General features: G+C 59.0%; 12 protein-coding genes. 8 read left to right on the top strand and 4 right to left on the bottom strand.

The window, feature by feature from the left end; all coding sequences use genetic code 11:
- A partial coding sequence (locus AB7S84_RS05470; RefSeq protein WP_428153306.1) for an efflux RND transporter permease subunit occupies positions 1-1,775 on the top strand: 1,775 nt, incomplete at its 5' end.
- Positions 1,776-1,802: 27 nt separating this feature from the next.
- Here AB7S84_RS05470 and AB7S84_RS05475 read toward each other — a convergent pair.
- Together AB7S84_RS05475 and AB7S84_RS05480 are read right to left on the bottom strand one after the other, a co-directional pair.
- The gene (locus AB7S84_RS05475; RefSeq protein WP_020877216.1) at positions 1,803-2,477 is read right to left on the bottom strand and encodes a YggS family pyridoxal phosphate-dependent enzyme; all 675 of its coding nucleotides are present in this window, start codon (positions 2,475-2,477) and stop codon (positions 1,803-1,805) included.
- Positions 2,478-2,512: 35 nt separating this feature from the next.
- The gene (locus AB7S84_RS05480; protein ID WP_428153308.1) at positions 2,513-4,144 is read right to left on the bottom strand and encodes an FAD-dependent oxidoreductase; all 1,632 of its coding nucleotides are present in this window, start codon (positions 4,142-4,144) and stop codon (positions 2,513-2,515) included.
- An 805-nt stretch (positions 4,145-4,949) separates the two neighbouring features.
- Here AB7S84_RS05480 and AB7S84_RS05485 point away from each other — a divergent pair.
- The 4 genes from AB7S84_RS05485 to AB7S84_RS05500 all read left to right on the top strand — a co-directional run bounded on the left by AB7S84_RS05485 (position 4,950) and on the right by AB7S84_RS05500 (position 7,747).
- Positions 4,950-5,414 carry a universal stress protein gene (locus AB7S84_RS05485; protein ID WP_020875912.1) on the top strand — a complete coding sequence of 155 codons (465 nt, stop codon included), beginning with the start codon at positions 4,950-4,952 and terminating at the stop codon, positions 5,412-5,414.
- Between the two features lie 100 nt (positions 5,415-5,514).
- Positions 5,515-6,078, top strand: a complete 564-nt coding sequence (locus tag AB7S84_RS05490) for a GAF domain-containing protein (protein ID WP_020875911.1) — start codon at positions 5,515-5,517, stop codon at positions 6,076-6,078.
- A gap of 209 nt (positions 6,079-6,287) precedes the next feature.
- Complete coding sequence (gene larE / locus AB7S84_RS05495; protein ID WP_020875910.1) at positions 6,288-7,175, top strand: ATP-dependent sacrificial sulfur transferase LarE; 888 nt, start codon at positions 6,288-6,290, stop codon at positions 7,173-7,175.
- Positions 7,172-7,747: a flavodoxin family protein gene (locus AB7S84_RS05500; RefSeq protein ID WP_020875909.1), complete on the top strand. Its 576-nt coding sequence runs from the start codon at positions 7,172-7,174 to the stop codon at positions 7,745-7,747. The genes larE and AB7S84_RS05500 overlap by 4 nt, the downstream gene beginning before the upstream one ends.
- A 75-nt stretch (positions 7,748-7,822) precedes the next feature.
- On the opposite strand, the gene AB7S84_RS05505 is transcribed toward AB7S84_RS05500, so the two are convergent.
- Together AB7S84_RS05505 and AB7S84_RS05510 are read right to left on the bottom strand one after the other, a co-directional pair.
- Positions 7,823-8,155 (bottom strand): AzlD domain-containing protein, encoded by a 333-nt coding sequence (locus tag AB7S84_RS05505; protein ID WP_020875908.1) that lies wholly within the window; start codon positions 8,153-8,155, stop codon positions 7,823-7,825.
- Positions 8,142-8,867 carry an AzlC family ABC transporter permease gene (locus AB7S84_RS05510; protein WP_020875907.1) on the bottom strand — a complete coding sequence of 242 codons (726 nt, stop codon included), beginning with the start codon at positions 8,865-8,867 and terminating at the stop codon, positions 8,142-8,144. The genes AB7S84_RS05505 and AB7S84_RS05510 overlap by 14 nt, the downstream gene beginning before the upstream one ends.
- Before the next feature lie 271 nt (positions 8,868-9,138).
- On the opposite strand from AB7S84_RS05510, the gene AB7S84_RS05515 reads away from it, so the two are divergent.
- The 3 genes from AB7S84_RS05515 to AB7S84_RS05525 all read left to right on the top strand — a co-directional run.
- Entirely contained in the window at positions 9,139-10,416 is a 1,278-nt protein-coding gene (locus AB7S84_RS05515; protein WP_020875906.1) for an MFS transporter, read from the top strand.
- 82 nt (positions 10,417-10,498) lie between these two features.
- Entirely contained in the window at positions 10,499-12,064 is a 1,566-nt protein-coding gene (locus tag AB7S84_RS05520) for a DUF2284 domain-containing protein (protein ID WP_428153317.1), read from the top strand.
- Between the two features lie 3 nt (positions 12,065-12,067).
- Positions 12,068-12,806, top strand: a 739-nt coding sequence (locus AB7S84_RS05525; RefSeq protein ID WP_428153319.1) for a B12-binding domain-containing radical SAM protein, incomplete at its 3' end; no start/stop codon positions are given.

Consider the following 12,806-nt stretch of genomic DNA (forward strand, 5'->3'; position numbering starts at 1 on the left):
CCTATATGGCCCCCATGGCCGCCAACGTACCCATCACCGTCATCTTTTCGACCTTGTGCGCCGTCACCATCGTTCCCTGGTTCACCTACATCCTCCTTCGAAACAAGGCGGACCGACGGACGGCTGAAAAATCGGATGCCCCCGGAAAGACCGGGCGTATTGCGGGAATATACCGCGCCGTCGTCGCGCCATTTCTCGACTCCCGGGCCCACCGATGGCTGCTGGCGGCGGGGATCACCGCGCTTATGGCCCTACCCGTGCTGCTCGTGATCTTCCGGATGGTGCCCCTCAAAATGCTGCCTTTCGACAACAAGAACGAATTTCAAATCGTTGTGGACATGCCCGAAGGTACGACCCTGGAAACCACCCGTGAAGTGGTCCGGGCCTATGAAGACTACCTCGAAACCGTTCCGGAAGTGACGACCTTCATCTCTTATGTGGGAATATCCTCCCCCATCGACTTCAACGGATTGGTCCGTCATTATTATTTGAGGACCGGTGCCGACATGGCCGACATTCGGGTCAATCTTCGACACAAGGACGATCGGAAGATGCAGAGCCACGCCATTCTGCTTCGCCTGAGAAAGGATCTTACCGCCGTCGCAGCGGAATACGGGGCGTCCGTCAAGCTGGTCGAAATGCCGCCGGGACCGCCGGTGCTCGCCACCGTTACCGCTGAAATTTACGGTGACCCCGGTGTCTCTTATGAGCGGCTTATCGAAGGGGGGCGGCATCTTCAAAAGATCATGGAGACGGAGCCGTTTGTGGTGGATATCGACGACATGACCGAGGCTGAACGTCCCCGGATCGATTTTGCCATCGACAAGGAAAAGTCGGCCCTGCACGGGGTTAGCGCCGATGCGGTGGTCCAGACCCTGAGAATCGCTCTTGAAGGGGCGACGCCGGCGACGGTCCACGTTCCAGACGAACGGCAGCCGCTCCTGGTGAGGATCATCCTGCCGCGGGCCAAACGGTCCGGCGTCGCGGGACTCAGTCAGATCCCCATCAAAACGGCGTCCGGGACGATGGTCCCTCTGGCCGAGCTGGTCATCATCACCCAGGCCGTGGAGACCCAGCCCATCTATCACAAGAATCTGGAGCCGGTGGTCTTCGTGATTGCTGAAATGGCGGGGCGAGCCCCGGGCGAAGCGATCCTGGACATGCAGAAAAAGCTTGAGAAGGATCCGATGCCCCCGGGAACCCGGGTCGATTGGGCCGGTGAAGGGGAATGGCAGATCACCCTTCGGGTCTTCCGGGACATGGGCATCGCTTTTGCCGCAGCTTTGATGGGGATCTATATTCTTCTCATCATCCAGACCCATTCCTTTTTCATGCCGCTGTTGATCATGATGGCGATTCCCCTTACCCTCATCGGCGCCATGCCGGGATTCTGGCTCCTCAATCTGGTTGCGGCCGAGTCTGTCGGGGGGTTTGCCGACCCCGTGTTTTTTACCGCCACCGGCATGATCGGGATGATCGCCCTCGGCGGGATCGTTATTCGGAATTCCCTGGTGCTCATCGAGTTCATCCAGGAAGCTCTGAAGCAGGGCCTGAGGTTTCGGGAGGCCATTCTCGAGAGCGGGGCCGTCCGCATGCGCCCCATTCTGTTGACGGCGGCCACCACGGCCATGGGCGCTTGGCCCATCACCCTCGACCCCATCTTTTCGGGTCTGGCGTGGACGCTCATTTTCGGGTTGTTCGCCTCGACGCTCTTTACCCTGGTGGTGATCCCGGTCACTTATTTCGCCGTTTACCGCAAGCGCTATGAAGGATAGCGGCCCAACGCGCAGGGCGACCTTTCGTCAGGTCTGTCGAGGCCCGAAGACGATCGTCCCCAGACGGATCATGGTGCTGCCTTCCTCGATGGCCACCCGATAGGAGTCCGACATGCCCATGGAGAGAACCGTAAGATCGAGCCCGGGCACTTTCAGGGAGCGGATGTGATCGAAGATCTGGCGGGTTTTTCGAAAATAGGGGCGTATGGCCTCGGGGTCGTCATAAAAAGGCCCCATGGTCATGAGCCCTTCGAGACGAAGATTCTTCAATCCTGAAATTTCCCGCGCCAGTTTTTCCAGGACCTCCTGTTCGGGTGGGACGCCTGATTTTGCGGATTCCTCGCCGATGTTGACCTCGATGTAGACCGTAAGATGCTTTCCCACCGCCTCGGCCCGCTTCTGGATCTCCTGAGCCTGCTTGAAGGAGTGGACGGTTTGGATCACGTCGAACAATCGCAGGGCCTTGTTGATCTTGTTTTTCTGGAGGGGGCCGATCATATGCCACCGAACGGCCCCGCTCCGCTCGCCCAGAGCCGCCGCCATGCTTTCGGCTTCCTGGACGTAATTGTGCCCCAGATCCGTAGCGCCGGCGTCGATCGCCGCCAGCACTTCCTCGGGGGTTCGCGTTTTGCATGCCAGCAAGATGTCGACGTCTGCCGGCACCGTTTTCCGGATTTCTCTGTAGGTGGATTGGATGCTCATTTCGGATTCCGTCCGTTGTGTGTTCCGGCGTTCCGTCAGATCTCTTTTCGGGTCTGCCAGTAAGGGTTTATGAGATCCTCGAATATGGCCATGGCGGATTCGGCGCCCTGGCCCGAAGCGGTGACGATCTGTTTATAGCCGCCCTCCACATCCCCCGCGGAGTACACCCCGGGAACGTTGGTGCGGTGCCGGTCGTGTCGGATGTAGCCTGCCGCCGTCAATTCGACCCCGATCTTTTTCGCCAGATCGACGGCCGGCTGGTATCCGATGGCCAGAAAAACCCCTTTGACGGGCAAGGTCGTGGTTTCGCCGGTCTGGTTGTTGATCAGCAGTGCCGCCTCCACCGATTTTTTCCCCAGGATCTCTTTAACCTCGGTGTTCCAGAGAATGGGGATGCCTGCCGACTTGAGGTGGCCGACGAGAACGTCCTGGGCCCTCAAGGCATCCCGACGATGGACGAGGGTAACCTTGACGCCCATGTGGTGGAGATGAAGGGCCTCGGTGACGGCGCTGTTTCCGCCCCCCACCATGATGACGTTCTTGCCGACAAAAAGGGGACCGTCGCAGGTGCTGCAGTAGCTCACCCCTTTTCCGGCAAATCGTGCTTCGCCTGGAATCCCCAGATGTTTGTGGGAGGCGCCGGTGGCCAGGAGCACGGCGCGGGTGTGAAACTTACGGCGGCTGGTCTGGACGACCATGGGGTTTCCCGGCGTGATGTCCAGTACCGCCTCGCCCTGGAAGATCTGGGTGTACTGGAGGGCGTGGCTGACCATGATGTCCACCAGGTTTTTCCCCCCGACCTGGCTGAAGCCGGTGTAGTTTTCGACGATGGGCGTGGTCGCCACCTGGCCGCCAAGGGCGTCCCGCTCGATAATGGCTGTTTTGAGGCCGCTGCGGACGGCATAAATGCCCGCTGTGAGGCCGGCAGGGCCGCCGCCCACGATCACCACATCGTTTTCCACCAGTTCGGCGTCCACCTCCGGAATGAAGACCGATTGGGGCTCCAGCTTCTTGAGGGAGGCGCAGAAGAGTTCCTGGGATTGGGCTCCCATGCCGATCAGAACCTCGTTGGCAAAGGTCTGGGGAACGCTGTGTGCTGAATACTGGTCCGCCAGACCCGGGTTTGCCTGGATATCCACGATCTCGAGAGATATGAGATCGGGGCGTTCAATTGCCGCCTGAATCCCGTTCAGAGCCTGCTGAGGGCAGTAGGGGCAGGTCGGACTGACAAAGATCTTGACGGCTCTGGGGGAGTCGATTTTCTGCAGGACGTTTTTCGATTCCGCGTTGAGGTGACTCTTGCCCATGCCGACCATCATCATGGTTTCCAGAAAGATTCGCCCTTCTTCACCCATGGGGGCGCCGAGCCATCGAATGGCGTATCGATCCGGCGCGATCAACAGCGTAGGGGAATGGGTGACGTTCCATTTCCGTGCGAGGTCGTGATCAAGAGGGTATTCGCGAAAGGTGATCTTGGATGTGAGCTCCCGGAAAATCCGGACGATCTGACGGTTGGTCTGCGCAAAGACATCATCTCGTGCGCGGCTGACGAACATGTAGATCGGAATATCGTTGGGCATCTGCGAAAAGGCTGCCCGCAACTGCGCCAGAAACGCCGCTTCGCTCATGGTCTCCTGCGGATCGTCCATGTCTCTGGTGTCATCCATTGTGAACCTCCATTGAATAAGTCGTATGGATCGGAATCGTTTATCCTGGATCATTCCGGTTTTTGTTTCATATTCTAAGAAAAGGGACGGCGGGTGTCAACAGCGAGCGAATCCCGAGGGGTTTTGATGCCTTCAGGATCAGGATCTTCGGCCGTTCGACGGCAATCCTTCAGGTCTCGGACGAATTTAGATCAATCACATATTGCTTTTTTCCCAAAAATCGCTTATCGTTTATCAACTCAACTTTCGACTTTCATGATGGTGACCGGAAAGAGGTGCCGGGAGGCTACGGCCCGAGCCCCTTGAGCGGTGAGTTTTAGTGCCGCTTAAGCGCCGCGGAGGATCAGCGGCCCGGACTGTTTGAGCGCAAGCGAGTTTCCGGGCCGCCCGGAGCAAGCTTTAGCGGCACTTGAACGAAACCGCGTGGGGCGCGGGCCGTAGCCTCCCGGCACCGGCCTATGAAAGTCGAAAGTTGAGTTATTAAAAAATTCAACTTTCGATATTTATGACGGTGGCCGGATAGCGGGGCACGGGCCGTATCCTCCCGGCACCGACCTGTGAAAATCGAAAGTTGAGTAAAAGAAATAAAATCGATTGCCGCCCGACCCGTGAAACCGACTGCGAATCTACGATATCCTCAGAGCCTCCCGCGATTCGATAACGAATTGTCCACGCAAACGCCGATCGTTTTTCCCGACGAACTTTCTTTTTGACCCGGATGGTTTGGGTTTGATGATATGAGGATCCGTAAAGAATTCGGATCAAAACCGCAGAAACCGGCAGGATATGGAGAAAGGAGGGGCAGATGACCAAACAGAAGGTGTTGGTGCCATACAATTTTACCGAGAACGATCGGAAGGCCGTTGACTTTGTCATCCGCATGTTTGCGCCCCGGGAGGATGTGGCGGTGACATTGTTCAGTGCGTACACGCCGGCGCCGGAAATCGAAACCCGGAACAATACGATCATGGAAAAGATGCGTCAGAACCTGACTTATCTGAGACAGCGGATCAGCGAGCAGGAGGACAAGATCAAGGCGGTGCGGGACCGCCTCGTTGAAAACGGATTTTCCAGGGATCGGGTCTCCTACCTCTTCACACCCGTTAAAAAAGACATCTCACAAGACATCGTCGATCTTGCCCAATCCGACGGCTTCAATGTCATTGTCCTCAACCGGACATCCGGCAAGATCTCCCGATTTTTTACGGGACACGTATTCCAGAAGGTCGTGATGGGCGTTGAGGACGTGGTGGTGCTCATCGTCACCTGAGATCCTGCGGAGGCGACCCGGCCTACGGAGGCATTGTGAGATAATCTTATCGGCGTGCAGCAGTCCTTGGGCGGCTGCCATGAAAGAAGAGGAGGAATTCATGACAGACAACAACAGAATAGACATTGGCGTCCTCAAGCTTCTCTTTGATGCCGTTACCGGATCAACCGAACTGGAAATCATGGCCAACCGGCTGACCCAACTTCTGGTCGGCACCCTCGGCATCAAGGGTGCCGCCGTCTACATGGTGAACCCTGAATTCGAGGCTCTGGAGTTGTTGGCCTCTTCCGGGCTGAGCATCAATTATATCAATAAGGGACCGGTGCTGGTGGATAAAAGCATCAAGCTGGCATCCAACCGCGAACCGGTCGTCGTGAGCGACGTCTCCAAAAGCGACAAACTCCAATACCCCGAAAATGCCAGGGCCGAAGGTATTCAATCCATCGTATCGACGCCCATATCCCTTCACGGCGTGATCATCGGCGCACTCAGGCTCTATGATGCCGTTCCGTGGGCGGTTTCGGAGCACGATGTGGAGTATCTTCTGGTGTTGGCCCAGAATCTTGGGATCACGATGATGTATTTCCGTCTGGCCAACGCACTTCTGGCCGTCAAAGACAGCGTGGACGCCATCCATTCCGTGTGGCTGCGTCCCACCTACTGAGTGCGACGGTTCCCATCCTATCCTTTACGGACATGTCGGAGGGCGACCATAGGTCGCCCTCCGCGTTGGTCGTCCGTCCGGTTTCCATTTCATCATCCAGGTTGTGTGGCGATCGCATGCGTGATATAGCCGTTTTCGAAGGAATTCCATCCTGAATTGGAGTGGATGGGTTTCACGACAACCGAAAGGGGTCCGGATCGGAAACGAAAATGACGGATGACCGCGAGAATGTTGAAGCGAAGTATCAGCGGCTCAAAGCGCATCTTCAGGGATTGGGACGGGTGATCGTCGCTTTTTCCGGGGGAGTGGACAGCACGCTTCTGCTCCGCGTGAGTCGGGATGTCCTGGGAGAGAATGTCCTGGCCGTCTCCGTGGTATCCGAGACGATGCCTGATCGGGATCGGGAAGCGGCCGCCCGGTTCGCCCTGGAGATCGGCGTACCTTACATGACCGTTCCGACGGATGAACTCTTCCACGAGAGTTTCAGGACCAATCCCGTGGACCGGTGCTATTACTGTAAGCGATTGCGTTTCGGGCACATTGTTCGGATAGGGGCGAAAAAGGGCGTTGCCCATATCCTGGACGGCGAAAATATCGATGACTTGGACGATTACCGGCCCGGTCGGCGGGCCGCCCGGGAGTTGGGGATTATCAGCCCTCTCCGGGAGGCGGGTTTCTCCAAGAAAGAGGTTCGAATCCTGGCGCGCCGGCTGGGACTTGGCGTCTGGAATCGCCCCGCATCCGCCTGTCTGGCTTCCCGAATCCCTCATGGTATGGCGATCACTGCGGAGAGGCTCCGGCGAATCGATTGCGGTGAAATGTTCCTTCGGGATGCCGGAATCAGCAGTGAAATCCGGGTGCGGCTGATTGATGATCGATCGGCCCGTATCGAGATTCCCACCGGAGACCTGGACGCGATCGTTCGGGAGCCTTTTCGTTCCCGGGTCGTCGCTTTTTTCAAGGACCTGGGCTTCCGCCGCATCGCCGTGGATCTGGAGGGCTACCGTACGGGAAGCCTGAATCCTGAAAGGTCGCCGGACGGCGTGGGGGAAGCGAACGCCTCAATTCTTGCGGACAAAGGAGGGATGTCATTATGAAGGTTATCGGATTCAACGCCAGCCCCCGAAAGGACGGTAATACCTTCCGCCTCGTCAACACCGTTCTGGGCGAGCTTGAGAAAGCGGGCATCGAAACCGAACTGGTGCAGATCGGCGGCAGGAAGATCCAGGGGTGTATCGCCTGCTATAAGTGTTTTGAAAACAAGGATCGGCGATGTGCGGTCACTCAGGATATGCTGAACGACTGCCTCGAAAAGATGATCGCCGCCGACGGCATGATCCTGGGATCCCCCACCTATTTTGCCAACATGAGTGCGGATCTCAAGGCGCTCATCGATCGGGCCGGCCTGGTGGCCAAGGCCAACGGGGAGATGTTCCGGCGTAAGGTGGGGGCTGCAGTGGTGGCGGTTCGCCGCGCCGGATCCGTGCACACCTTCGATTCCATCAACCATTTTTTCACCATCGGCCAGATGATCATTCCCGGATCCAGCTACTGGAACATGGGCATCGGCCTCGACAAGGGAGACGTGGACAAGGATGAAGAAGGCCTCCAGACCATGAAAACCCTGGGCCGGAACATGGCCTGGCTGTTGAAGAAAATCAACGCCTGAATTGGAATCTCTCTCTCGCTTCGCGGAAACAACAAAGCGTCCCTTCCCGGCGGGATCAAGCCATGCCCGGGGGTGTCACGATACCGACGCCAGCAAGAATCGCCAACCGAAAAAGGCGACAAGTCCGACGGCGATGGTTGCCAGAAGATTCTTCGTGAACGCACCAATGCCCACGGCGGCGAGGGCGGCGATCAGATAAGGGTTGGTGGGGGAGATGTACCACTTTCCCTGGGGCAACAGTACCGCCGGCAGGGTAATGGCCGTCAGAACGGCCGGTGGAACGTACTGCAGGGAGGATGCCGCCCAGGCGGGCATCCTGATCCGGCCGGCCAGGCCAAAGAGCAGGTAACGGCTGCCGAAGGTCACCCCCGCCATGCCCAGGATGAGCAGCCACTCATACACGTTCACGCAACGCCTCCTTTCCGGTTTTTTTGACGATTCTCGCGGTGATCAGGCCTGAAAAGATTCCCGTGAAGGCTGAGACGATGATGCCCAGTTTGTAAGGCAGGCTGAGGGTCAGCAGGGAGGCTGCCCCCGCGCTGAGAACGCAGACCGCCATGGGAACGTTCTTGACAAAAGGGATGATCATGCCGATGAAGGTGACCGGCATGGCGACGTCAAGCCCCCATCCGGCGGCGTCGGGGATCCGGTCTCCCAGAACCAGACCCAGACCGCACCAGAACTGCCAGTTGACATACATGGCGATGGACGATCCCAGCTGATACCAGTGCTTGAAGCGGGATTCATCCTCCCGTTGGAATCGCCGCACAGTGACGGCGAAGGTCTCGTCGGTGAGCCAGAAGGCGAGGGGAATCCGCCATCTCTGGGGGAGATGTTTCAGGTGGGGGAGCAGTGTGGCGCTGTAAAGCATATGCCGGAGGTTGACGATGCAGGTCGTGAGGATGATGATCGTCACAGGGACCCGGGCAGCCACCAGGCCGACGGCGATAAATTGGGCCGATCCGGCGAAGACCAGGAGGGCCATGATCATCCCGGCGGCGGGCGAGAGGCCCGATGTTGTCGCAAGGGCGCCGTAGATCAATCCAAAGGGGAAGGCCCCCAGGAGCAGTGGAAAGCTGTCCCGGGCTCCGGATATGAATTCATGTTTACGCGTCGACAAGGTTGCAACTCCATTTCGTGTCCGGAAAACACTGCGATGGACGGACAATGCATGGTTGTCCATATGGCTTCGTTGGCGAGTTTGTGCTTTAAAACAACGGGGAGGAGCTTAGCGGATAATCGGATCGAGGTCAAAAAAAAACATTCCGGCAAAGACCGGATTCTGAACCCGAGGCGTCAATCCGAAAAACAGTGGAAGGATGTCCGGTTCAATGGTATGGATCCATGGTGCATAAACCGCCCCTGTTGACCGCCAACCCAATGGAACGCTTATGACCACAGATGCAATGCGCAACGTACTGCTCTATCGATGGCTCATCTTTATCCTTCTCTCTTTCGGGTATATTCTCGTCTACTTCCATCGCCTATGCCCGGCGGTCCTGGCCGTCGACATCATGGAGGATCTCTCGGCCGGCGGCTCGATGACGGGGCTTTTGGGGTCTGCCTATTTTTATCCCTATGCCCTGATGCAACTTCCCGCAGGCCTCATGTCGGATTCCTGGGGGCCGCGCAGGACGATCACCGTATTTTTCGTGGTCGCGGCCGGCGGCGCTGTCGTGATGGGGTTTTCCACGACCGTTGCGTGGGCGATCATCGGCCGGACCATCGTGGGCGTGGGGGCGGCCATGCTCTTTGTCCCCACCCTCAAGATTCTGGCTGAATGGTTCCGCAAACGGGAATTCGCTTATATGACCGGACTTCTCCTGGCCATGGGCGGTGTCGGCACGCTGATTGCCACGACGCCCCTGGTCTGGCTCAGCAACCGGGTGGGATGGCGCAACGCCTTCACTCTGGTGGGCGGCCTGACGCTGATAATGGCGGTCCTCGTCGGGATTTTCGTAAGGAACCGACCGGGGGACCTTGGATGGCCGTCGCCGCTCGAACCGTCGCCGTCGGCAGGGTGTCCGGGCACCGGGCTGGCCGCAGGGATGAAAACCGTCCTCACGTGTCCCGCCTTCTGGCCCCTGGCCGTCTGGTTCTTTTTCGATTTCGGAATTTTTTTCGCCATCGCCGGCCTCTGGGGGGGACCCTACCTTGTTCATGTTTACGGCATGAGCCGAGCCGAGACCGGTCACATCCTCGTCATGCTGGCCGTCGGGCTCGTTGTGGGCGCCCCTGCCGTAAGCTGGCTGTCCGACCGGGTTTTCCGGCGCAGGAAGCCGGTTCTGATGCTTTGTGCGACAGGCATGCTGCTTGTGATCGGAATTTTGGCCCTCAAAACTGCTGCCATTCCGCTATGGGGGCTCTACGGAATTTTCTTTTTCATGACCTTTTTCGGCAATGCCGCCGGCGTCATCGCCTTCACCATGAACAAGGAATTGTTTCCCATCGGGATCGCCGGCACGGCCACAGGTCTCGTCAATCTGTTTCCCTTTGCCGGAGGCGCCGTTTTTCAACCCTTGCTGGGATACATTCTCGAACAGCGGAGCGGCGCTGCGGAAGGATTTACCCCAGCCGGGTACGAGGCGGTTTTTTGGGTGCTGTTCGTTGCCGCGCTCATCGCTTTCGGGGCGGCGTCGCTGACCCGAGAGACCCTGGAAACCGTTTGAATCCCGCCAAAATTCTTGACGTCATCGATATCCTGTGCTTGTCTACCCCTTTTGGCTCGGCACCAGACGTCAGGAAGATAGAATGAACCCGATAATCCCCGCCCTCCCGTTTCAGACATCGGATCCGGCTCATAAACAATTCCAGTACCTGGAGGACCTCGCCACGGCTTATTGGTACTCCGAGGTGCTGTTTGCCGCCCTCGATCTGGACCTGTTCAGCTGGATCGAAAGAGGCGCGGATCGGATCGACAAACTGGCTGATGCCGCTGGATGTCGCCCCGAGGCCCTCGCCCGACTGCTTCGGGTACTGAAGCGAACAGCCCTTGTGCACGCAATCGACGGCCGTTGGGTCAACAGCCCGCAGGCCCGAATGTTTCTTGTGGCCGAAAGCGCGGATTACATGGGGGATTTCTTCCTCTACCGCCGATATATGCAGCCCCGGTGGTCCCTTCTTGCCGAAAGGGTGTCCCTGCCGGACCGGCCCCGGCAGCCGCCGATAACGTCCGACGCGGATTACCGGACCCGAAACGAACAGTATGTCCGGTCCATGGATCGACTCGTCCGCCGAAAAAGCCCCGAGATCCTGAGCATTCTGGAACATGAGTCCTGGCGTGGGCCCTTACTCGACGTCGGAGGCGGCGCCGGCAGCCTGGGCCGGGCGATCCTCAAGACGCGTCCAACGGCGTCAGGTGTTCTTTTTGACCTTGCCGAGGTGATCCGTGCCGGCCGCCGCATCCATCCTTGCCCCGGCGATTGGGCCCGTACACTGTCCGTTGCCGGTGACTTCCGTCGCCATCCTTTTGCGTCCGGCAGCTTCGGGCTGGTGATCATGAGCAATTTTCTCCATGCCTACGGCCGAAAGACGGCTCGGGATCTGCTTGCGGCGGCGGTGATCCTGCTTCGACCGGGCGGTCTGATCCTGATCCACGACTATTTTCCCGACCGTTTGGGAATCCGTCCCCATAAAGGGGCTTTTTACGACCTCAACATGATGCTCAACACCTACGAAGGGGCCTGTCATGAGAGCCGGGACATCGTCGGATGGCTCGATGCCGTGGGCGTCAAGCGGGTGGTGGTACGTGATCTGGAAACGGACACGTCGGTTATTCTGGCCGGCGGCGATGTCGGCGGGGGGGACGGCATCGACGATCCGGAGGAATGGACTTCAGTCGCCCGGGAGATCGGCTTCGTCGATGCCGCCATGACCACGCCTGCCGATATCGTGACGGCCCACTGGCCCGCCTGGAAATGCCGGTTCGGTTGCAAAGGGTACGGCAGGCATCGACAGTGTCCGCCTTATGCCATGCCGGTTGAAGCCCTGCGGTCGCTTCTGGCCGAATATTCCCGGGCCGTCCTCGTTCAAGGGAGCCCGCCCGGAAGGGATTTTCATCACCGTCTTCTGGCGCTGGAGCGGGCCGCCTTCCTGAAGGGCTTCCCCAAGGCCCTGGCCTTTGGCGCCGGCCCTTGCACGGTCTGCGACAGGTGTCCCGTCGACGATGTCTGCCGACATCCCGAAAAGGCCCGCCCCGCTATGGAAGCCTGCGGCATCGACGTCTACGCTACGGCCGGGCGGGTGGGGTGGCCGCTTCGACCGGTGCGGGACAGGGGCGACTGGGTGACCTATGTCGGCCTGCTGTTGTTGGAGTAACCCATGCGATTTCTTCTGGTACAGGTTCCCACCTCCCATCTGGGGGCGGGAGAACGGGTCTATCCGTTAGGACTGGCGCGGCTGTCGGGGCTGATCCCCGAGGGACATGACAAACAGGCCCTTGACATGAACCGCTCTCTGGACCCCTGGCAGGATCTCAAAGCGCGGCTGCTCACATTCCGACCGGACCGGGTTCTGCTCTCGTTTCGGAACATCGACCCGCTGGCCGGTCAGCAGACCTCGTATCTCGCTTCTCTCAAGACCGCCGCCCGCATGAGCCGTCTCCTTGTCCCGGACGCCCGGATCTGGGCCGGCGGACCGGCCTTCTCCCTCTTTCCCGAGCGTCTTATGACCGAAATTCCGGAGATCGACGTGGGGCTGGTGGGGGAAGGAGAACGCGCCTTGCCGCAGATGACGGCAGGCGGTGGAGGCGTTCCGGGAACGCTCTGGCGGGAAGGGGGAAAGATCCGACGCAGCCCGGCGGGCGCTCCGGTGGACATGAACGCCCTGCCGCCCCCGGATACGGCCGCATTTTCACCGGCCGACTACCTGGAGGGCAACCGCTATGTGGCGGTCATGGGCATCGAAGGCAAGCGGGGGTGCGACCTCTCTTGCGCCTACTGCGTCTATCCCGGCCTCGGCGGGAGACGGATGCGCCTCCGGGACCCGGAGCGGATCGTGGATGAGATGGAAACGCTCCACCGCGGCTTCGGCGTCGAATGGTTTCACTTCACCGACGGCG

The sequence above is a fragment of the Desulfococcus sp. genome, assembly GCF_050178255.1.
Lineage (GTDB): Bacteria > Desulfobacterota > Desulfobacteria > Desulfobacterales > Desulfococcaceae > Desulfococcus > Desulfococcus multivorans.